This window comes from Nevskia sp. (assembly GCF_021732705.1).
Classification (GTDB): domain Bacteria; phylum Pseudomonadota; class Gammaproteobacteria; order Nevskiales; family Nevskiaceae; genus Nevskia.
The window spans coordinates 54,514-77,205 of record NZ_JAKFUM010000014.1 but is presented as its reverse complement, the minus strand read 5'-3'; the positions used below and the strand labels follow the sequence as shown (position 1 = coordinate 77,205).

General features: G+C 66.3%; 15 protein-coding genes. 9 read left to right on the top strand and 6 right to left on the bottom strand.

All coding sequences use genetic code 11. The features are described 5' to 3' along the window. The first annotated feature begins 47 nt into the window (after positions 1–47). From QZ951_RS20425 to QZ951_RS16315, 6 genes are all read left to right on the top strand, one after another. Positions 48–1,457 (top strand): fatty acid desaturase, encoded by a 1,410-nt coding sequence (locus QZ951_RS20425; RefSeq protein ID WP_366943959.1) that lies wholly within the window; start codon positions 48–50, stop codon positions 1,455–1,457. Between the two features lie 490 nt (positions 1,458–1,947). Further along, a complete protein-coding gene (locus QZ951_RS16335; protein ID WP_293002498.1) occupies positions 1,948–4,479 on the top strand; it encodes an MMPL family transporter in 2,532 nt (843 codons plus the stop codon). A gap of 158 nt (positions 4,480–4,637) precedes the next feature. Beyond that, positions 4,638–5,999, top strand: a complete 1,362-nt coding sequence (locus QZ951_RS16330; RefSeq protein WP_293002496.1) for a DUF1329 domain-containing protein — start codon at positions 4,638–4,640, stop codon at positions 5,997–5,999. 150 nt (positions 6,000–6,149) lie between these two features. Beyond that, positions 6,150–8,648: a DUF1302 family protein gene (locus QZ951_RS16325; protein WP_293002494.1), complete on the top strand. Its 2,499-nt coding sequence runs from the start codon at positions 6,150–6,152 to the stop codon at positions 8,646–8,648. 36 nt (positions 8,649–8,684) lie between these two features. Further along, positions 8,685–9,779 (top strand): YCF48-related protein, encoded by a 1,095-nt coding sequence (locus tag QZ951_RS16320; protein WP_293002492.1) that lies wholly within the window; start codon positions 8,685–8,687, stop codon positions 9,777–9,779. Between the two features lie 29 nt (positions 9,780–9,808). Further along, positions 9,809–11,989: a hypothetical protein gene (locus tag QZ951_RS16315; protein ID WP_293002490.1), complete on the top strand. Its 2,181-nt coding sequence runs from the start codon at positions 9,809–9,811 to the stop codon at positions 11,987–11,989. Positions 11,990–12,014: 25 nt separating this feature from the next. Here the strand turns inward: QZ951_RS16315 and QZ951_RS16310 are convergent, their stop codons facing one another. The 6 genes from QZ951_RS16310 to QZ951_RS16285 all read right to left on the bottom strand — a co-directional run bounded on the left by QZ951_RS16310 (position 12,015) and on the right by QZ951_RS16285 (position 18,548). After that, positions 12,015–12,869 carry a class I SAM-dependent methyltransferase gene (locus QZ951_RS16310; protein WP_293002488.1) on the bottom strand — a complete coding sequence of 285 codons (855 nt, stop codon included), beginning with the start codon at positions 12,867–12,869 and terminating at the stop codon, positions 12,015–12,017. A gap of 46 nt (positions 12,870–12,915) precedes the next feature. Then, positions 12,916–14,799, bottom strand: a complete 1,884-nt coding sequence (locus QZ951_RS16305; protein WP_293002486.1) for a DUF885 family protein — start codon at positions 14,797–14,799, stop codon at positions 12,916–12,918. 151 nt (positions 14,800–14,950) lie between these two features. Beyond that, on the bottom strand, positions 14,951–16,303 hold the full coding sequence (locus tag QZ951_RS16300; RefSeq protein ID WP_293002484.1) for a sigma-54 dependent transcriptional regulator: 1,353 nt from the start codon (positions 16,301–16,303) through the stop codon (positions 14,951–14,953). Positions 16,304–16,323: 20 nt separating this feature from the next. Beyond that, on the bottom strand, positions 16,324–17,913 hold the full coding sequence (locus tag QZ951_RS16295; protein ID WP_293002482.1) for an ATP-binding protein: 1,590 nt from the start codon (positions 17,911–17,913) through the stop codon (positions 16,324–16,326). Further along, positions 17,910–18,317: a VOC family protein gene (locus tag QZ951_RS16290; RefSeq protein WP_293002480.1), complete on the bottom strand. Its 408-nt coding sequence runs from the start codon at positions 18,315–18,317 to the stop codon at positions 17,910–17,912. Before QZ951_RS16290 ends, QZ951_RS16295 begins: the two co-directional genes overlap by 4 nt. Positions 18,318–18,332: 15 nt before the next feature. Further along, the gene (locus QZ951_RS16285) at positions 18,333–18,548 is read right to left on the bottom strand and encodes a hypothetical protein (protein WP_293002478.1); all 216 of its coding nucleotides are present in this window, start codon (positions 18,546–18,548) and stop codon (positions 18,333–18,335) included. Between the two features lie 202 nt (positions 18,549–18,750). On the opposite strand from QZ951_RS16285, the gene sucC reads away from it, so the two are divergent. From sucC to QZ951_RS16270, 3 genes are all read left to right on the top strand, one after another. Then, positions 18,751–19,914, top strand: coding sequence for an ADP-forming succinate--CoA ligase subunit beta (gene sucC, locus QZ951_RS16280; RefSeq protein ID WP_293002476.1), 1,164 nt, complete (start codon positions 18,751–18,753; stop codon positions 19,912–19,914). A gap of 123 nt (positions 19,915–20,037) precedes the next feature. Beyond that, complete coding sequence (sucD, locus tag QZ951_RS16275; RefSeq protein ID WP_293002474.1) at positions 20,038–20,907, top strand: succinate--CoA ligase subunit alpha; 870 nt, start codon at positions 20,038–20,040, stop codon at positions 20,905–20,907. Positions 20,908–21,000: 93 nt separating this feature from the next. Further along, positions 21,001–22,641: an NAD+ synthase gene (locus QZ951_RS16270; protein WP_293002472.1), complete on the top strand. Its 1,641-nt coding sequence runs from the start codon at positions 21,001–21,003 to the stop codon at positions 22,639–22,641. Positions 22,642–22,692 lie beyond the last annotated feature (51 nt).

The following is a 22,692-nucleotide window of genomic DNA, read 5'->3' as shown; positions in this document are numbered from 1 at the left end:
CAATCGCGGTCGCCGATACCGGTGCCGCACCTGCAGGAGACCGCATCATGGCAAGCATCGCGAACCCGGCTTCGTCGTCCGTCCGCTGGCGGGACGGCAAGCGTTATCTCTGGCTGGCGAGCCCCGCGCTGCCGGTGATCGTGCTGCTGGCGCTGGCATCGGTGCCGCTGACCGGCTCGACCGTGCTGTGCTGGATCGGCCCGGTGCTGTTCTATGTCATTGCGCCGCTGCTCGACTGGTTCATCGGCACCGATGTCGTCAACGCGCCGGAAACCGCCGTGCAGCAGCTCGAGGATGACCGCTACTACCGCGCCATCGTGTTCGCGTACATCCCGGCGCAGTTCCTCGTCACCGGCCTCGGCGCCTGGCTGGCGATGACGCAGGACCTGAACCTGGTGCAGCTCGTCGGCGTGCTGATCTCCACCGGCATGATCAATGGTGTCGGCATCAACACCGCGCACGAGCTCGGCCACAAGAAGGAAGCGCTCGAACGCTGGCTGGCCAAGCTGACGCTGGCACCGGTCGCCTACGGTCACTTCTTCGTCGAGCACAACAAGGGGCACCACAAGCACGTGGCGACGCCTGAAGATCCGGCCAGCTCCCGCATGGGCGAGAACTTCTGGGCCTTCCTGCCGCGCACGATGATCGGCAGCATCCGCTCGGCATGGCGGATCGAGCGCGAGCGGCTGGAGCGCCTCGGCAAGCCGGTGCTGAGTCTGGACAACGAGAACATCCAGGCCTGGGCGATGACCGTGCTGTTCTTCGGCGCGCTGACGGTCTGGCTCGGCTGGCCGGCGCTGGCCTTCCTCGTGGTGCAGGCGTTCTTCGGTGCCTCGCTGCTCGAAGTGGTGAACTACCTCGAGCATTACGGCCTGTCGCGCAAGAAGCTGGCGGATGGCCGCTACGAGCGCTGCGCACCGGAACATTCGTGGAACTCGAACCACGTCGTGACCAACCTGCTGCTCTATCAGCTGCAGCGTCATTCCGATCACCACGCCAATCCGACGCGCCGCTATCAGGCCCTCCGGCACTTCGAGCAGAGCCCGCAGTTGCCGACTGGCTACGGCTCGCTGCTGTTCGTCGCCTACATCCCGTGGCTGTGGTATCGGCTGATGGACGGCCGCGTCGCCGCCCACTACGGCTATGACCTGACCCGCGCCCGAATCGAGCCGTCGAAGCGCGAAGCGCTGATGCGCCGCTGGCATCGTCCGGCCTCGGCAGCGCCGGCTGCCGAGGTGCTCGCGCCAGTCGCGACGCTGCGGCCCGAGCCGGCGATCGCCGACGTCGGCGAGGGGCGTGCCTACAGCTGCCCGAACTGCCGATTTGTCTACGCCGAGTCCCGCGGCTGTCCGAACGAAGGCTGGGCCGCCGGCACCCGCTGGTCCGAATTGCCGACGGCCTGGACCTGCCCGCAGTGCGCGGTTCGCGAAAAGCCGGATTTCGTCCGTATCGCCTGAAGTTCGCATTGCGCTCAGCCGACGCCGGCGCTGCCGATCGCAGCTCCGGCGTCGTTTCGCGCTCGGCCGCCCCGCCGAACGCGGCCGGCACCGGGATGTTGCGATGACGTCGACCAGGCCGGCTGGCAAAGCGATGTCCGGAAATGTCACACCAAAATCCGCTTCGGACCATTCTCCGGAGTACGGCCACGGCGTATATTGGCGGCCGCGCTCCGGAAGGTCAGAGGTCTTACCGGTGGCCGGGTGCTTGGAAAGCATGGCGATGTCGCGGGAAGGCCGTTAGGATGGCGCCGCATTAAACGAGCATTCAGTAATCAGGAATTCTCGACCTGCCTTCGAGCAGCGTACGAGACGCCAGCTGCCGGTTCCCGGAACCGGCCTTTTCATGTTCAAGAGGGAGCGCGCGACGCACTCAGAAGCACAGGGCAAATTCTCAAAACTGTTTGTCCGCGTCACTGAGCCCATCGTCTTCGGCAACCGTGGCCGTACCATGCTGGTGCTGGCGATCGTCACGGCGTTCATGATCTTCGAAGCGCTCCAGCTCAAGATCGACTCCGGCTTCGAGAAGCAGCTGCCGCTCGGCCATCCGTACATCCAGATCTTCAAGCAGTACGAAAAGGAATTCGGCGGCGCGAACCTGGTGCTGTTCGCGGTCACCGAAAAGAAAGAGAAGGACATCTACAACCCGTCGTTCATGACCACGCTGCGGGCCGCCACCGATTCGGTGAACTTCCTGCCGGGCACGGACCGCGCGCGCGTCAGCTCGATCTTCACGCCGGACGTGCGCTACCTCGAAGTGGTCGAGGAAGGCTTCGCGGGCGGCAACGTGATCTCGGCGGACTTCACGCCGACGCCGGAGAACCTCGAAAAGGTTCGGGCCAACGTCTCGAAGGCTGGCATCGTCGGCCGTCTTGTCGCCAACGACCAGCGCGGCGCGATGATCTTCTCGGAACTGCTCGAGCGCGATCCGATCACCGGCAAGACCATCGATTACATCAAGACCGCGGGCCTGATCGAGGACATCCGCCAGAAGTACATCAACCCGAAGATGTACGAGTACAAGCTCAAGGCCGACCGCGAGCCGCTGAAGGCCGGCGAAGTGGTCAAGCGCGTCTACCACGACCCGCGCGGCCTGCTGTTCCGCTTCGCCACCGTCGATGTCGATGTCGAAGCCGGCGACGGCAGCAACCAGACGTTCTCGCTGAAAGGCAGCGATTTCGAGGTTGCCGAAGTCGACAACCCGACCTACAACCCGAACATCGACATCGCCATCGTCGGCTTCGCCAAGGTCGTCGGCGATGTCGCCGACTCGATCGGCGAGGTCGTCGGCTTCTTTGCGCTGACCCTGGTGCTGACCTGGGGCCTGCTGACGCTGTACACCGGCTCCGCGCTGATCGCGCTGATTCCGCTGTCGTGCGCCGTGCTGGCGGTGATCTGGGAACTGGGGCTGCTGCACCTGTTCGGCTACGCGCTGGATCCGTTCGGCATCCTCGTGCCGTTCCTGGTGCTGTCGATCGGCGTGTCGCACGGCATCCAGATCACCAGCTTCTGGCTGTATGAAGTGGCCGACCACGGCCTGGCCAGCTTCGAAGCCTCGCGCGCCACCTATCGCCGGCTGGTCGTGCCGGGCATCTCGGCGGTGCTGACCAATGTCGTCGGCTTCGGCACGATCCTACTGGTGCCGATCGGCATCGTTCAGGAAATGGCGGTCAACGCCATGTTCGGCCTTGTCGCGATCATCTTCTGCAAGAAGGTGCTGCTGCCGTGCCTGCTGTCGTTCGCGTACATCAAGAACCCGGTCGAGTTCCGCGCGCACCAGGCGCGCCGTGACAAGTACTTCGAGCCGATCTGGGATGCCGTGTCGCTGCTGACGCTGAAGCCTTACGCGATCGCGACGATCGTGCTGTCGATCGCGTTCTATGCCTACAGCAACCATGTCGGCAAGCAGCTGAAGATCGGCGAACTGCACGAGGGCGTGCCGGAACTGCGTCCGGACTCGCGCTACAACCAGGACTCGAAGACGGTGGTGCAGAACTTCGCGATCGGCGTCGACGTGATGAAGGTCATCGCTGAATCGAAGGCCGACGGCTGCATCGATCACGCCGTGGTCGACAACATCGACCGCTTCGCGTGGCGCATGGAGAACACGCCGGGCGTGCAGTCGACCCTGTCGCTGCCGAAGGTCCAGAAGAAGGTCTTCAACAGCTACGGCGAATCGAACCCGAAGTGGAACGCGCTGCCGCGTGAAAGCGGCGCGCTGGTGATCACGGTGCAGCCGTTCCCGTCGTCGACCGGCCTGCTGAACGAGAACTGCTCGGCGATTCCGGTGTTCATCTTCACCGCCGATCACAAGGCCGAAACCATCGACGGCATCGTGGCCTCGGTCAACAAGTTCATCGCCGAGCAGCCAGCCGATGCGCCGGTGCAGTTCAAGCTCGCCACCGGCAACGTCGGCGTGATGGCGGCGGTCAATGACGTCGTCGCCGAAACCGAGCCGACGGTGCTGTTCTGGGTCTATGCCGGCATCGCGCTGTGCGTCTACATCTCGTTCCGAACCATTCCGAGCGTGATCTGCGTGCTGTTCCCGCTGGCGCTGGTGTCGGTGATGTCGTACGCGGTGATGGTCTGGCTGCAGATCGGCATCAAGGTCTCGACCCTGCCGGTGGCGGCGTTCGCGGCGGGCATTGGTGTCGACTACGGCATCTACATCTATTCCGTGCTCGAGGAATGCGTGAAGAACGGCATGACCCTGCGCGATGCCTACAAGCAGACGCTGCACCAGACCGGCAAGGCGGTGGTGTTCACCTCGCTGGCGCTGGCCGGCTCGGTCTGCACCTGGCTGTTCTCGGGCCTGCAGTTCCAGGTCGACATGGGCGTGCTGCTGACCATCATGTTCCTCGCCAACGCGGTCGCTGCGGTGCTGCTGCTGCCGGCCTTCGCCTTCTTCCTGCTGAAGCCGGAGAAGATGGCGGCCGCGGCGCGCGCCGAAGAACTGGCGAAGTCAGGCACCATTTCGAAGTAAGCCTGCGAGCGAATGCGTCTTGAAAGGCGCATCGTCCGTAGGTCGTGAAGCCGGACTGGCAGCGCAGGCTGCCGGACCGGGTGACCGGCGCCGACCCCGAAAGACACGGTTTGCGGTCAGAAAATCAAAGATGTCCAACCAGCAAGAGAGGTGCTGAGATGAGGAAGAAATTATTGGTGTCGTCGCTGATGGCGGCGCTGGTCGCGATGTCCGCGCCAGCGACAGCCAAGGTCGACGCGGCCGAAGCGGCCAAGCTCGGCAAGGAACTGAGCCCGGTCGGTGCCGAGAAGGCCGGCAACAAGGAAGGCACGATTCCGGCGTGGACGCCGCAGTCGCAGATCGCCTACAAGCCGGGTGAATACCCGAGCGATCCGGCGCTGGAAGCCGAGAAGCCGCTGTTCACGATCACCGCCGCCGACGTGCCGAAGTACGCCGCGAAGATGACCGAAGGCCACAAGGAACTGTTCAAGCGCTACCCGCAGACCTACAAGATGCAGGTCTACCCGTCGCACCGGAACTTCAACTTCCCGGCCAAGTACCTCGAAGAGACGGTGAAGAACGCGACGCGCGCGTCGCTGGAAGGCGTCGACAATCCGAAGGGTGCGTTCGTCGGCTTCCCGTTCCCGATCCCGACCTCGGGTGCCGAGCCGGTCTGGAACCACCGCGTGAAGTTCCGCAGGTCAACGATCCGTCGCTACAACAACCAGATGATCGTGCAGCAGAACGGCAAGTTCACGCTGACCAAGATCGTCGAGGACGTGAAGTTCTACTACGCGAACCTCAACAACGCGACGCCGATCGAACTGAAGCCGGGCGCGGACTTCCTCCGTTACCTGTCGGAAACGATCTCGCCGCCGCGCGTCGCCGGCACCTTCATTCTGGTGCACGAGAAGGCCGGTGAAGGTTCGGAAGGCCGCTCGGCCTGGCTGTATGCCCCGGCGCTGAAGCGCATCCGCCGCGCCCCGGCGGTCTGCTGCGACAACCCGTACGAAGGCACCGACGGTCACCAGTTCTACGACCAGGTCGACATGTACAACGGCGTACTCGAGCGCTTCAGCTGGAAGCTGGTCGGCAAGAAGGAGATGTACATCCCGTACAACTCGTACCGCATCAGCGGCCCGAAGACCAAGTACGCGGACATCGCCAAGCCGAACCACGTGAACTCGGACATCACCCGCTACGAACTGCACCGCGTCTGGGTGGTCGAGGCCGAGAACAAGACCGACCAGCGCCACACGTTCAAGAAGCGCGTCCTGTACTTCGACGAGGACAGCTGGAACATCGTCGCCGTCGACGACTATGACCAGCAGGGCAAGCTGCTGCAGTTCCAGGAAGGCCACCCGATCCAGTATCGCGATGTCCTCGCCGTGACCACGCAGCCGGAAGTGATCTATCACTTCGACTCCGGTCGCTACTTCGTCACCGCGATGAACAACGAAGACAAGCCGTACGACAACACCGTCGTGCTGAAGGATTCGGACTTCGAAGCGGACACCGTCCAGAAGCGCACCTCGAAGTAACACCCGGCGCCACCGGCAACCCTCGGTCCCGCCGGTGGCCTGCGGGAAATGGCAGCAACGGTCGACCTGTCTGGGGACAGGTTGGCCGGTTTCATCATCACCATCGGCGGGCTGCGCAGCCTGCCGGCACACCATGCAAGGGAGAACAGGATGAGTGTCCAAAAGCTCGTCGGTCGCGGGCTGCTGCTCGCGGTTTCGATAAGCACGCTGTCGGTGGCTTCGGCATCCGAACTGAACCTGACGCTCGGCGGTCAGGACTTCAATGCCGTGCTGAACCAGACGGTCACCGCCGGTGCGGCTTTCCGCATCGAGGCGCAGGACGCTCGCAACATCGGCAAGGCCAACATCGATCCGAACGTCTGTTCGGGCGTGTACCAGACCTGTCAGGGCCTGCAGCGCCTGCAGATCTACCCGGCGCAGCAGCTGCGCCGTTCACCCGGTGCCGCGTCGATCAACTTCGATGACGGCGACCTCAATTTCGAACGCGGCGATCTCACGCAGTCGCCGATCGTCTGGACCCACGATCTCAAGATCGAGTCCGGCGATTTCGGGTTCTTCTACCGCGGTCGCGCGATCTACGATCCGGCGCTCTATCACCTGACCACGCGCAAGCCGAACCTGATCACGCCGCAGAACTTCGACAGCGTCGGCACGGCCACGCCGGGCAGCCCGTCGAATCGCTATTTCGCGCGGACCTATGGCCCCGGTGCCGATGTCAGCGGTTCGCTGGCCGAGACCGAGGCGCAGCAGATCGGCCTCCGCTACAACTTCCTCGACACCAACTTCTTCGGCAAGATTCCGCTGCCGGGCGACCGCACGCTGCAGTTCCGCATCGGCCGTCAGACCGTGCAGTGGGGCGAGTCGACGGTGGCGATCCTGAACAGCCTCAATCAGGCACAGCCGATCAACGCCAACAACTTCTTCCGCAGTGGCAACGGCCTGCTCGAAGACCTGTACGTGCCGGTCAACATGGTTCGCCTGTCGACCAATGTCGTCGATGGCCTGAGCGTCGAAGGCTTCTACCAGCTGGAATGGAAACCGCTGGAGATCCCGGTTCCGGGCACGTTCAATTCGTTCGTCGATCTCGGCACGCCGAACCAGCGTGATTCGATCAACGCCGCCTTCGGTGGCGCTTCCGAAGACCCGGACTGCCTGGCTGGCGGCCGTCTCGACAACCCGCTGACCCTGATCACGCCGACCTGCCTGCGCATCGGCCGCTATGCCGACCGCAAGGCCAAGGACAACGGCCAGTACGGCTTCAAGCTGAGCTACTACGCCGACTGGCTGAACAACGGCACCGAGATCAGCGGCTACTACCAGAACTATCACTCGAAGCTGCCGTACTTCAGCACCTACGCCACCAACGCCAGCTGCGCGCGGCGCGAGGGCAGTGCGGTCGGCATCGATGCCCGCAACACGGCGGAGTTCCTGCAGTCCTGCCCGAACCTGCCGCTGACCGCGTTCAGCGCCAGTTCGCAGCTCGGCCTCGACACGCTGGCGCTGCTGGCGCAGAGCCCGGGCTCGGCGCGTGATCTCGGCATCACCGATCTGAATTCGCTGCCGGGCTTCGCCAACCTGCTGCTGCCGCGCGCCGGCCTGCCGAACTCGGACGCCGTGCCGTTCGAGACCGCGCGCTTCCAGCTCAGCTATCCGGAAAACCGTCACCTGATCGGTTTCAGCTTCAACACCTCGTATGGCGACTATTCGTACCAGGGCGAAGTCTCGTACCGCCCGAACCTGCCGCTGCAGGTAGCGCTGGTCGATCTCGTGTTCGCCTCGTTCGGGCCGACGCTGACGCGCTGCCATGATGTCAACATCGGCTGCGCCGGCACGACCAACTCGCTCGGCTTCACCGAGAACGGCGGCAACACCTACAGCGTCTACGACAGCAACAACTTCACCGACGCCAACGGCAACAATCCGTATCCGGACAACGTCAACCTCGTGGTCGGCTCGGCGCCGGGTTCGGCCCGCTCGTTCCCGAACTTCATCACCCCGTACCGCGGCGGCACGGTCGGCGAGAACGCGCCGAATTCGTACATCCAGGGCTACATTCCGGGCAAGGTGCTGCAATACGTGTTCGGCGCCACCCGCGTGCTCAGCGGCACCGAGAACTGGATCGGCGCGGACCAGGTCATCCTGCTGTACGAAGTCGCGGCGACGCACGTGCTGAACCTGCCGAACTTCAGCACGCTGCAGATCGAGGGTCCGGGCGCGGCGTACACGCACGCCTCGGCCGGTGCCGACGGCAGCGGTGCCGATGGCTCGCGTCTGGCGTGCTCGACCAACCCGAGCTGCACGGTCGGCCCGGACGGCCTGCGCTTCAATCCGTTCCAGGCCAGCCGCAAGCAGTTCGCGAACTCGTTCGCCGGCGGCTACCGCGTGGTCGGCCGCATCAGCTATGAATCGGTGCTGCCGAGCATCTCGATCCAGCCGTTGTTCATCTTCCAGCACGATGTCTACAACAACTCGCCGGGACCGGGTGCCAACTTCATCGAAGGCCGCATCCAGCTGAACTCGGTGATCGAGATCCGCTACGAAAAGTCGACCTCGTTCAGCATCACCTACAACGCCTACACTCGCGGCGGTGCCAACAACATCATCCGCGACCGCGACAACATCGGCTTCTTCTTCAAGTACCAGTTCTGAGCACGCCCCCGCGTCCTTGCCTTCGAGAGTCTGCGCATGAGCAACCCATCTTTGAAACTCGCTGCCATCGTCCTCGGGCTGTGCGCCGTGCCGCTGACCTTGTTGGTGCATGCCGAGGACACCGCCGCGCCTGCCACGGAAACGCCGGTCGCGGAAGCTGCCCCGGCTGATTCGGCTGCGGCCGAGGCCTCGGCGGAAGCGCCGGCTGCCGAAGCCGTCGCCAAGCCGGTGGCGCCCCGCGCATCCGAGCCGGCAGTGAAGGCCGCCAGCAATCCGCTGCTGAAGGTGGTCAATACCGGCAAGCAGTTCGTGGCGGTCGGCGCGCGCGGCCACATCCTGCTGTCGAGCGACGGCAAGGAGTGGAAGCAGGTGCAGACACCGGTCGACGTGCTGCTGACCAGCGTCGCGTTCGCCGATGCCGAGCACGGCTGGGCCGTCGGCCACGATGCCGTGATTCTCGCGACGACCGATGGCGGCCAAACCTGGGCCGTGCAGAACTTCCAGCCGGACCTGAACAAGCCGCTGTTCGATGTGCTGTTCCTCGACGCGTCGACCGGCTACGCGGTCGGTGCCTACGGCCTGTTCCTCGAAACCAAGGATGCCGGCGCGACATGGACCCAGATCGCGGTCAATCCGGTCACCGAAGGCGAGCGCCACATCAACGCGATGACCAAGCTCGGCAACGGCGGCCTGATGGTCGTCGGCGAAGCGGGGCTGATCGGGGTGTCGCCGGATGGCGGCACGACCTGGGAAAAGGTCGCCTCGCCGTACGAAAGCTCGCTGTTCTGCGTGATCGCCGCGGGCGACAGCGGGGCCCTGATCGGCGGCCTGCGCGGCAATTCCTTCTTCAACAACGATGTACGCGCCGGCACCTGGAACAAGATCGAGACCAAGACCGATCAGTCGCTGTTCGGCATGACCGCGCTGCCCGGCGACCGCATCGCGATGGTCGGCCTGAACTCCACCCTGCTGATCTTCAGTGGCAGCGGCCCGGTGCGTCAGGTGCCGATCACCGATCAGAGCGGCAACAAGAAGACCGACACGCTGTCGTGGGTCACGGCCGCGCGCGATGGCTCGATCATCCTCGTCGGCGATGCCGGCGTGCAGCGTCTGGATGCCACCGCGCAGTAAATCCGCGCCGGCTTGATCGGCCCGCCACGATGAACGCGGGACGACCGCACGACGCGACGCCGTCGAACGCTCGCGCGAGCGGGCCGGGTCGTCGTCTCTGGACGCTGCTGCTGGTCGGTGCCGTCCTGCTGGGCGCACCGGCACATGCCGAGCCGGCCGCGGCCACCCCGATCGAACGTGCTGCCGCGCTGTCATCGCCGCTGTCGGCGATCGAGGCGCGGCTGCAGGCACTGAAGCAGCGGCGAGTCGATCAGGCCATCGCGTCGGCTCCGCCCGCCGACGCCGCCGCCAGCCGCTTCCATCTGGGTCTTCGCAGCGACGGACTTCAGGTGCGGCGTGTTCGCGTGGCGATCGACGACGAGCCGATGCAGGACGTCGCGGTCACTGCGACGGAGTCATCCGCACTGTCCGCACGACGGGGCCTGATTCGCCTCGGCGAGCGCGTGCTGACCGCCGGCCGCCATCGCATCACCGCGATCGCCGAGATCGTGAAGCTGGCCGGCGACCGTGCCTCGTCCGAACTGCCACTGGGCGCGGACATCGAGGTCGGCAGCAGCGGCAGCGACTGGGAACTCGCGATCCAGCCGGCCGCAGCGGTCGGCGCGCCGGTGCTGGCGCTGACGGAGTGGACGCTCGATCCGGCACCGCGCAGCTTCATCGCCCAGCTGACCGATCCCTTCGCCGGCGGCAGCGTGCCGAAGCAGGCGAAGTTCCGTGCCGGCAGTCGCTTCGATCCGCGCTGGCGCATCGCGCGGCAGGCGCTGGCCACCGACCGGCCGTTCAGCGCCGTGCTGGCGCTGACCGATCTCGATGCCAGCACGGGCGGCGCTGCCGATACCGCTGCCTTGCTGGCCAGTGCCTGGCTCGCGTACGGAGTGCCGGAGCGTGCGCGCGCGGTGTTGTCTCGCGCAGCGGCGGCCGATGTCGACCTGCGGGCGGAAGCACTGCTGGCGTTGGCGGAGCAGGCGTGGCAGCGAGCGGACGGAGCGGACGTGCTGCGCACGCTGTCGCGCGTTCCGGCAACGGCGCGTGCCGATCTCCGGCAGCGATCGGCCAGCTTGAAGGCGCTGGTCGAGATGGCCGCCGGCCAGTTCGATCAGGCCGCCAAGACCCTGACACCGATCCAGATCGACCCCCAGCAACTGCTGACGGCCACGGCCGAACAGCGCCTGCAGGCGGGCCTGCTGCAGTACAACCTCGGCGTCGCCCTGATCCGCAGCGGCCAGATCGAACGCGGCCGCAGCCTGCTCGATCGCCTCGGTCGCGGCGGCGCGAACAGCACGGACGCGAGCGATGACGCGACCGCGGCGCTGCGCGATCGCGCCAATGTCGCGCTCGGCTGGCATTTCCTGCGCGAGGCACAGGGCGCAACGGCCCGGCCGATCCTCGAACGCGTTGCGCTGGAAGGCCCGTACTCGAACCGTGCGCTGCTCGGGCTGGGCTGGGCGGCGCTGGCACCGCAGGGCGCACCGCAGAAACTCGATGGCGCCGCCAATCCGGTGGTGGCCGAACGCGAGACGCCGAAATTCGTGCTGAAGGCGCTGCAGCGCCGGCGCCTGATCAACTGCGAGGAATACAACCGCCGCGCCCGGGCGCCGACCGAGCTGTGCAGCGGCAGCAACCGTTTCGTTCAGGACGCGGTTCCGGAAGATTCCGCAGCCGTGGGCGCACAAGCTCTGGTGCCGTGGCTGGAACTGCAGCAACGCGCGGTCAACGACGCTGCAGTACAGGAATCCTGGGATGCGATTCCGTATGCGCTGAGCCTGCAGAGCGCGCAGGTCGAAGCGCAGCGCTACTACGAAGCCGCGATCGAGCGGCTGAAGACGGCGATCGGAGCGAATGACGATGCTGCAGCCATGATCCGCGATCGCGGACTGATCGTCCCCGATTCCCTGTCGACACCGTCCGGGGCCGAGCCGGGATTCGCCGTCACGGTCGAACAGGCGCGTGATCTGCTGGCGCCGTCGGGTGTCGAGGCGCTTCAGGAACGGCCCGACTTCCTGCGCGGGGTCGCGATGCTGCTCGATGTCGAATGGCTGCAACAGGGCGCGGCCGACGACGAACTCGCCACGCTGGCAACCGAGACGCGCACCGTGCTGACGAAGCTGGCGTTGGCGCAGTTGGCCGACGATCGTCAGCGGCTGTCGCGGTATCTCGCCGCTGCTTACGCCGGACTCGCCGCGCTGAACGATCCGGCGCTGCAGCCGTAGTCGTCGGTGACGGCGGCGCTTGCGCTCAGGCCGGCACCAGCTCCGAACGCATCTCCGGCGTGGTGATCACGATCCGCGCCTCAGTGCCCGGCAGCGGGCGGCCATCGCCGGGTTGCCAGATCACGATCGGATCGGCCTGATCCGGGCCGTAGCCCAGTTCATCGGCCGCATACGGCAGCGTGCGAGCGAAGCGCCGGCTCAACAGCGGCGAGGCATCGAAGCAGTGGCCGAACACCGGGTTGTAGTAGACGACATAGATCGTGCGAGGCTCTGCCTTCAGCGCCGCCTCGACCTGCGCCAGCACCTTGGCGATCAGCGCCTCGCCGAACGGGTTGTACAGGAACAGCACGAACGGGCCGGACGGGAACGGGTAGGCGGTGGCGTCGCCCTCGACCACGGTGACGGGCGCCAGCGCCGGGTTCGCCGCACGCATCCGTTCGGCATTGCGTTCGGCCACGCGCGCCAGCACCGGCGACAGTTCCACGCCGATCACTTCGGCAAACGGGAACTCGGCGGCGACGAACAGCGGGCGGCCCTTGCCGCAGCCCAGATCGATGAAGCGGAACGCGCCGGACTCCAGCCCCGGCAGCGACCGCAGCAGGGTGCGGATGATCGATGGCTGCGAGCCGCCGTAAAGATGCGCACCCTCGAGCGCGGCCGTCGATACCGCGAGCTGATCGAGCGGTACGGTGCCGCTGGTATCGGTCCCGTGCTGCGCATCGTACGGGTGCCGGCGGTCCCAGCCGTCCGGCACCAGCAGGCGCAGCAGCGGCAGGCGGCGCAGCACCGCACGCAGCCACGGCAGGTTCAGCAGCGGCTGCAGCCAGCGCCACTGGCCGGCCGCGGTCAGCGCCGACTTGATCGGGTTCAGCACGGCCATCGGAGACGTCCTGTCGTCGGGAACAAAGCGCGTATCGAGCCGCGACTCACTTCGGCGCGCTGCCGCGCAGCTTCACGACCATGCCACCGTTCTTCTCGATGATCCAGGCATCGACGTTCTTTTCCAGCAGGCTCAGCGGGATCGCGCCGGTGCCCAGCACCACGTCATGGAAGCCGCGGATATCGAACTTCGGCCCCAGCATGTCGGTGGCGCGCGCGCGCAGTTCCTTGATCTTCAGCTCGCCGATCTTGTACGCCAGCGCCTGACCGGGCCAGGCGATGTAGCGATCGATCTCGTTGACGATGTCGAGTTCGGCGCGCGGCGTGTTGGCCTTGAAGAAGTCGATCGCCTGCTGCCGGCTCCAGCCCTTGGCGTGCATGCCGGTGTCGACCACCAGCCGCACGGCGCGCCACATCTCGTAGGTCAGCTGACCGAACTTCGAATACGGGTCCTGATATAGCCCGAGTTCCGGGCCCAGGCTTTCGGAATACAGGCCCCAGCCTTCGACGAACGCGGTGAAATCGACCTGGCTGCGGAACTCGGGCAGGGTGCCGCCGGCATCGCGCACCAATTCCTGCTGCAGTGCAATCTGCAGGTGATGCCCCGGCACGGCTTCATGCGCGGTCAGCGCTTCCTGCTCCCACTTCGGTCGCGAGCCCGGCTTGTAGAGATTGGCGTAGAAGTTTCCGGCGCGGGAGCCATCGGCCGCACCCGGCTGGTAGTACGCGGTGGTCGTGTCCGGCGCGATGGCCGCCGGAATCGGGCGCACGCCGTAGGGCTGGCGCGGCAGCTTGCCGAACAGCTTCGGCAGTTCCGGATCGATCCGCTTGGCGATGTCGCGGTACGAAGTCAGCAGCTCCTCGCCATTGCGGTGGAAGAACTTCGGATCGCTGCGCAGGTAGCGGAAGAACGATGGCAGGCTGCCGCCGTAACCGACCTTGCGGCGGATGCCATCCATCTCTGCGCGAATCCGCGCCACTTCCTTCAGGCCGATCTCGTGAATCTCGTCCGGCGACAGCATCGTCGTGGTGCTGGCGCGCGCCGCGAAGGCGTAGGCATCGCGGCCATCCGGCAGCTCCGACAGGCCGATCGATTGGCGGCACTTCGGCAGGTATTCGGTCGTCACCACCTTCTGCAGGCGCTGGTAGGCGGGCATCACCTTGGCGACGATCGCGGCGCGCGCAGCCGCGGTCAGCCGGCTGCGATCGGCTTCCGGAATGCCGTCGGCGAACTTCACGAACGGCTGGTAGAACGGGTTCGCTTCCGGCTTTCTGACCAGCAGCTTGTCGATCTGCGCCGGCACCCGCTGCATGATCACCTTCGGCACCGTGCGGCCTTCGGCGAGGCCGGCACGCAGCAACTCGATGGTCTGGTCTACGGCGACATCGATGGTCTCGATGCGCTTCAGCCAGTTGTCGTAGTCGGCCACGGTCTGGAACTGCAGCACTTCGGCAATCTGGTTCGCGGTCTGAACGCCACCGAGATGGTTGATCGGCATCACGAAGCCGCGATAGCGGAACGCTTCGATGCTGCGCTCGAGCTGCTGGCGGAACAGGTCGAAGTTCAGCTGGTCGGCCGGCGGCAGGCGTTCGCGGTCGATTTCCAGCAGCTTCTGCAGCGCGGCGGTGTCGGCGCGGTTGCTGGCCTCGATCGCGGCCAGGCTGGCATCGGTCCAGCGATCGTCGTAACGATGATCGCCGAGCAGCGAAGCCTGCTCCGGATTGGCGGCGAGGCTGCGCTGCCACTCGTCGGCCAGCAAGGTCGACAACTGCTTGGCCGGGTCGACCTTGGTCGACGGCGGCGTCAGCGCGAGCACCGCCGGCGGCACGGTGACGGCGGTTTCATGCTTCTTCGCATGGCTGCTGCAGCCGGACAGGCCCTGGCTCAGGAAGATCAGCGCAGCGGCGGATGACCAATGGGTGGCTTTCAAACGGTTTCCCCAGATTTGTGGCAGCAAGCGGACCGGCAAGAACGGGGCCGATGCCTCCGGCGCGCCTGTTCGATGCCGGACCAGACGGTCCTTCATCCCTCGGCTGCGCCGCGAACCGCACGGCAGCGGTTCGGTCCCGGCGACGCAGCTATCACTCGATGTTCAACTTCTTGATTCGATAGCGCAATGACCGGAACGACATGCCCAGCAGCGCCGCCGCCTTGGTCTTGTTGTAGCGCGCCTTTTCCAGCGCTTCCTGAATCGCGCGGCGCTCCATGTCTTCCATCTGGCCTTCCAGATCGTGCGGCGCTGCGGTCGCCACGGTCGGGCCGAGCGATGGTGCGGGCGAAGCCGCAGTCGCCGGCGCATCGCCCCGCAACTGCAGGTCGCCGGCGGCGATGCGGAGGCCGTCGCTCAGGGTCACGGCGCGTTCGAGCACGTTTTCCAATTCGCGGACATTGCCCGGAAACGTGTGCTCGCACAGGCGCGCGAGGGCAGACGGCTCCAGCTGCGGCGTCACCGCAAGGCCGTTCGACTTGGCAAGCCGGGCGAGAATCGCCGAGGCCAGCAGCGGAATGTCTTCGCGCCGCTCGCGCAATGGCGGGGTGCGGACTTCGATCACGTTCAGGCGGTAGTAGAGATCCTGGCGGAACGTGCCCTGCGCCAGCAGCTGGCTCAGGTCCTTGTGCGTTGCCGAGATCACGCGGACGTTGACCGGAATCTCGGTTTCCGCGCCGACCGGCCGCACCGCGCGCTCCTGCAGGGCGCGCAGCAGCTTCACCTGCATGTGCAGCGGCAGGTCGCCCACTTCATCGAGAAACAGCGTGCCGCCCTCCGCGGCCTGGAACAGGCCGGCCTTGTCGCGCGTGGCGCCGGTGAAGCTGCCCTTCAGATGGCCAAAGAACTCCGACTCCATCAGTTCCGCCGGAATCGCGCCGCAGTTGACCGGCACGAACGGCGCATCGGCACGCGGGCTGCGATCGTGGATCAGGCGCGCGACCAGTTCCTTGCCGGTGCCGGATTCGCCGGTGATGTGCACCGGCGCCTGACTGCGGGCCAGGCGGTCGATCAGCGCGCGCAGCGCCTCCACCACCGGCGTGGCGCCGAGCAGGCCGCCATCGCTCGTTTCGGCAGCGCTCTTGAGCTTCAGCGCGGTGTCGACCAGCTTGCGCAGCTGGCCCAGATCAATCGGTTTGGAGACGAAATCGAAGGCGCCGGCCTTCAGGCTTTCGACCGCGGTCTGGGCGCTGCCGTAGGCCGTGATCACCGCCACCGGCACACCCGGATGCTTTTTCTGGATGTGCGCCACCAGCTCCACGCCATTGCCATCCGGCAGCCGCATGTCGGTGAAGCACAGATCGAAGCTGTGTTCCGCCAGCAGCGCCCGTGCTTCCCGGACGGTGCCGGCGGCCTGCGTCCGCAGGCCCATTCGCGACAGCGTGATTTCCAGCAGTTCGCGGATATCGGCTTCGTCGTCGACGATCAGCGCGTGGGCTTTGCTCATGGTCGTGGCGGGTCGGGCAATCAGGCCGTGGCGAAGATCAGGCGGAAGCGGGTGCCCGATTCCTGCGCAATGTGCAGCAGACGTGCTTGATTGTATTCACAAATTTCTCGCGACAGATACAGCCCGAGACCGGTCCCGCGACGGGCGGTGGTGAAGAACGGCTCGAAAATCTGCTCGCGCACGGCATCGGGAATGCCGCGGCCGTTGTCGATCACGTCGAGATACGGGCGCTGGCCCGGATTGATCCGCCCGGCTTCCAGCCGCACGCCGATGCTGCGGCCGTCATCGGCACCGTGCTCGAAACTGTTCTGCCAGAGGTTGTGCAGCACCTGCTGCAGATGGTTCGGATCGAAGCGCACGGCCAGCGATTCCGATACCGAGTCGAGCACGATGCTGCGTGCGCTGTCCGGACAGCCTTCGGCATAGACGGCGATGCTGCGCTCGAGGAAGCCGCGCAGCAGCAGGGTCTGCGGGCTGGCGGCATCGCGCCGCGACAGCCGCAGCACGTCCTCGACGATCTTGTCGATTCGCGTGGTGTGGCGCTGGATCATCTCCAGCAGCCGCTGATCCTCGTCCGGAATCCCGGGCGACTCGGCCAGCAGCTGGCCGGCATGCCGGATCGCCGACAGCGGATTGCGGATCTCGTGGGCGATGCCGGCCGACAGTCGTCCGAGCGCCGCCAGCTTCAGCTGCTGGGCCTGCTCGCGCACGCGGGCCGAGTCGTCGAGCAGCACCAGCACCGGCGCCCAGGCATTGAAGCCGAGCCGGGAGAAGCGCGGCAGCAGCTCCGGACCGCCCGGCGTCAGCACCATCGGTTCCGGGTCGCGGTTCGGCGTTTCCTGCCAGTGGTTCAGCGCCGACGACAGCGTTGGCAGCGCGGTGGCGAGTTCGCGGCCGTCCAGGCTCAGGCCGCCGAGCAGTCGCCGGCCGGCGGCGTTCTGCAGGCGCAGCCGACGTTCCTCGTCGATCACCAGCACCGGCGTTTCCATGCTTTCGATGATCCGCTCGTTCAGCCGCGACAGGTTGGCGAGGTCGTCGCCGAAGCGCGCGGCCAGCGCCTCGCTCTTGCGCGCCCGCTGGGCCACGGCACCGGCGCCGATCGCGGTGGCGAACAGCATCAGGCCGAGCAGGCCGGCAGTGGCGATGTCCGAGCCTTCGAAATGCGTTTGCGATTGCCGCCACAGCTCCGCGCCGAACACCGCGAAGGTGCCGAGTGCGGCGTGCAGCAGGCCGAGGCGCAGCGGCAGCACCAGACTGCAGCCCACGGCCGGCGTGATCAGCAGCACGCCAAGGCCGGACGACACGCCGCGTGCCGCGACCATCAGCAGCACGATGGCCAGCGTGTCGACGACGAACGCCAGATGCGCCTGCGGAGCCAGACGCGGCACCCGCGCAATCGAAGCCGCCATCAGTGCCAGCGCCGGCACCGCATACCCGAGCGCGATGCCGAAGAAGCGGCCGGGTTCGGCGCGATCGAAGAAATACGATTCCAGCGAGAACAGGTGCACGCCGATCAGCAGGGCCACCAGCACCAGCCGGTAGGCGGCCAGCGTTCGCAGGATGCGCCAGTCTTCCGGATCGACGAAGCGATCCTGTTCCAGATAGTTCAAGACGCCGTGGCGCCGGCAGCCGGAGCCGGTTCGCGCAGCTGGAAGATGTTGCCTTCCGGATCGCAGGCATTGGTCATCACGAAACCGGGACCGGGCCACCGCGGCCCGGACACGTCGCCGCCGTGTGCTGCAGCGGTGAGGGCCGCGGCGGCCAGCGAATCGACGCTGACGAAGAACTTCAGCGCGCAGTCCTCACGCGGCACCGGCGGGCGGGAGATGACGATGTCCGCCGCGATCGCCGGCGGAATCGCGTGCAGCACCAGCTGCAGGTCGGGCGATTGCAGCACGGCGAGCGTCGCGTCCTCGTGGATCACCGTCATCGCCAGCAGCGCGCGGTAGAACGCCGTCATCGCCGGGAGGTCCTTGGCGTAGATGAAGACACCGGCGCGGGCGGGACCGGACATGGCGGCGGCGACGTGCTAGCGCTTCTGCTCGCAGGAGCCGCAGCGCTGCGACGGCGACAGGCTCTGCGACGGCAGATACAGGCCGCAGCCGGTGCAGCGGCTCATCGGCTCGAATTTTTCCGGCGGTGGCGCGCCGCGGTGCTGGTTCTGCGTGGTCTGCCAGCGGATGTAGGCCCGATACAGCAGCCAGCCGATGCCGGCGAGCAGCAGGACGCGAATCAGAAAGGCCATGGCGAGCGCACGAACAGTGACAAGGATGACCCGAGTGTAGCCGCGTGCATGCTTTGCCTGCACCCCGCGATTAAGGGAGAATGCGCCGCCATCAGCCTCCCCGAGCCAAGGCTCGCACGCGAGGCTGTATCAAATCCGCACACCTGGTGGCCCCGATCGGTGGCCATCGCCCGGCGCGAGCCGGTCATCCTTTGGGGGACGCATGAATCTGCACGAGTATCAGGCGAAGGAAATCTTTGCGCGCTTCGGCATTCCGGTGCCGCAGGGCGGCCTCGCCACAAGCCCTGAGCAGGCCCGCGCCGTGGCCAAGCAGCTGGGCACCGAGAAGGTCGTGGTCAAGGCCCAGGTCCATGCCGGCGGTCGCGGCAAGGCCGGCGGCGTCAAGCTGGTCAACGGCGCCGATGCCGCCGAGGAAGCGACCAAGGCCATGCTCGGCAAGATGCTGGTGACCAAGCAGACCGACGCCAAGGGCCTGCCGATCAACTCGGTGTGGATCGAGAAGCCGTCGAACATCGCCCGCGAGCTGTACGTGTCCGCCCTCGTCGATCGCACCAGCGAGCGCGTGATCCTGATGGCCTCCGCCGCCGGCGGCATGGACATCGAGGAAGTGGCCGAGCACACCCCGGAAAAGATCAAGACCATCACGATCCACCCGGCCGCCGGTTTCCAGGCCTATCAGGCCCGCGAACTCGGCTTCTTCATGGACCTGACCAAGGAACAGACCGACCAGTTCACCAAGATCCTGGCCGGCGTCTACCGCGTGGTCACCGAACTCGACGCCAGCATGGTCGAGATCAACCCGCTGATCGTCACCGCCGAAGGCAACCTGTTCGTCCTCGACGGCAAGCTGAACTTCGACGACAACGCCCTGTACCGCCAGAAGGCGATCGCCGAGATGCGCGATCCGGCGCAGGAAGACGAGCGCGAGCGCGCCGCCGCCAAGTTCGACCTGAACTACGTGACCCTCGAAGGCGACATCGGCTGCATGGTCAACGGTGCCGGTCTGGCGATGGCGACGATGGACATCGTCAAGCTCCACGGCGGCCAGCCGGCCAACTTCCTCGATGTCGGCGGCGGCACCACGGCCGAGAAGGTGACGGAAGCGTTCAAGCTGATCACCGCCAGCCCGGAAGTGAAGGCGATCTTCATCAACATTTTCGGCGGCATCGTCCGTTGCGATCTGATCGCCGAAGGCATCATCGCCGCGGTCAAGCAGGTCGGGCTCAAGATTCCGGTCGTCGCGCGCCTGCAGGGCACGAACATGGAAAAGGGTCAGGCGATGCTGCGCGAGAGCGGCCTCGCCGTCACGCCGGTGTCGGATCTGACCGAAGCCGCGCAGATGGTGGTCAAGCTGGCCAAGGGGTGAGCCGCCGTCGTGCCGGACTGACGCGATGTCAGACCGGCCCGGCGAACGCCCGGCGCTGCCGGGCCCGGCCTGCACCACGCGCCAACGCTTGACTCCTTTCCACGAATTCCGCGAGCGACAAACATGAGCATCCTGATCAACAAAGCCACCCGCGTCATCTGCCAGGGCTTCACCGGCAAGCAGGGCACCTTCCACTCCGAACAGGCGATTGCCTACGGCACCCAGATGGTCGGCGGCGTGTCGCCGGGCAAGGGGGGTTCCAAACATCTCAACCTGCCGGTGTTCAACACCGCGCACGACGCCGTCTCCGCCACCGGCGCTGACGCGACGATGATCTACGTGCCGGCGCCGGGCGCCGCCGACGCCATCCTCGAAGCCGCCGATGCCGGCATCAAGGTCATCATTTGCATCACCGAAGGCATCCCGGTGAACGACATGGTCAAGGTCAAGGCGGCACTTGCCGGCCGCGACTGCGTGCTGATCGGTCCGAACTGCCCGGGCGTGATCACGCCGGGCGAGTGCAAGATCGGCATCATGCCGGGCCACATCCACAAGCCGGGTCGCATCGGCATCGTCTCCCGTTCGGGCACGCTGACCTACGAAACCGTGCACCAGACGACCCAGAACGGCCTCGGCCAGTCGACCTGCGTCGGCATCGGCGGCGACCCGGTGCGCGGCTTGGGCTTCATCGACGTGCTGAAGCGCTTCGAAGCCGATCCGGCGACCGACGGCATGATCATGGTCGGCGAAATCGGCGGCTCCTCGGAAGAAGAGGCGGCGGCCTACATCAAGCAGCACATCAAGAAGCCGGTCGTCGCGTACATCGCGGGCGTCACCGCGCCGGCCGGCAAGCGCATGGGCCATGCCGGCGCGATCATCGCCGGCGGCAAGGGCACGGCAGACGAGAAGTTCGCAGCGCTCGAAGCGGCCGGCGTGAAGACCGTCCGCTCGCCGGCCGATCTCGGCGCGGCGATGAAGTCGCTGCTGAAGTAATCCCGCAGCGGTGCGATGTCCGGGAAGGGCGCGATTCGTCGCGCCCTTTCTCGTTTATCGTGCCGGGCACGACGCTCGCTTTCTGGAATGCCGATGAACAAGCCGCTGACCCTCGCCGCCGCCCAACTCAACCTCTGGGTCGGCGACATCGAAGGCAATGTCGAGAAGATCATCGCCGCGGCGGTTCATGCCCGCGACGCGCTCGGTGCATCGCTGGTCGCGACACCGGAACTGGCCGTGATCGGCTATCCGCCGGACGACCTGCTGCTGCGCTCCGCGATTCCCGCGGCGATCGAAGCAGGCCTGGCGAAGATTGCGGAGGCGGCGCGCGGCATCGACATCGTCGTCGGCCATCCCGAATACGTTGCCGAAGGGACTGCGCGCGTGCTGTACAACGCCGCGTCGGTCTACCGCGACGGCGTGCTGATCGCCCGCGCCCGCAAGCAGCTGCTGCCGAACTACGGGGTGTTCGACGAGAAGCGCCACTTCCGCGCCGGCGCGCCCACCGCCACCGTGTTCGAACTTGCGGGCCGCTCGATCGGCCTGTGCATCTGCGAGGACATCTGGGGCGAAGGTCCGGCGCGTCTGGCGAAGGCCGCCGGTGCCGAGCTGCTGCTGAACATCAACGCCTCGCCTTACAACATCGGCAAGCCGGCCGAACGACTCGCCGTGCTGCGCCAGCGGGCATCGGAAACCGGACTGCCGATCGTCTACGTCAACTGCACGGGCGGCCAGGACGACATCGTGTTCGACGGCGATTCGACCGCGATCACGGCCGATGGCGCCGTCGCCTTCCGCGCGCCGCTGTTTGCCGAAGGCGTGTTTCCGATCACGCTCGAGGGTGTGGTGCCACGTGGCGACGTGCGTGAAGCGCTCGAAACGCCGGCCGAGGTCTATCGGGCGCTGGTGCAGGCGACGCGCGATTACGTCACGCGCAACGGCTTTCCCGGCGTGCTGCTGGGTTTGTCCGGCGGCATCGATTCGGCGCTGATCGCCGCGATCGCCGCCGATGCGCTCGGACCGGACAAGGTCTGGGCCGTGTCGCTGCCGTCACGCTATACGCTCGACATGTCGAACGACGATGCCCGGATCGAAGCCGAACGGCTCGGCATCCGCTATTCGGTGCTGCCGATCGAAAAGCCGTTCAGCGCATTCAACGAGACCCTGGCACCGCTGTTCGGCGATCGCCCGATCGATCTGACCGAGGAAAACATGCAGTCGCGCAGTCGTGGCGTGCTGCTGATGGCGCTGTCGAACAAGTTCGGCAGCGTGGTGCTGACCACCGGCAACAAGAGCGAGATGGCGGTCGGCTACGCCACGCTGTACGGCGACATGTGCGGCGGTTTCGCGCCGATCAAGGACGTCTACAAGACGCTGGTCTACGACCTCGCGCGCTATCGCAATGCGATATCGCCGCCGGGGCTGCCGGTGATTCCGGAGCGCGTGATCACCCGTCCGCCGACCGCCGAGCTGCGGCCGGACCAGAAGGATTCCGACTCGCTGCCGCCCTACGAGGTGCTGGACCCGATTCTCGAGGCCTACGTCGAACGCAGCCTGTCGATCGCGGAAATCGTGGCGATGGGTTTCGAGGAGGCGACGGTCCGGCGCGTGGCCGGACTGGTGCGGCGTTCGGAGTACAAGCGCCGGCAGGCGCCGCCGGGGCCGAAGGTCACGCCGTGCGCGTTCGGGCGCGAGCGGCGCTATCCGATTACCGCGGTCTACGGCGACCGCTGAGCCGAGCTGCCGGATTCCACCGCTGGACGATCGTCGGCGGTGGAACCCGGC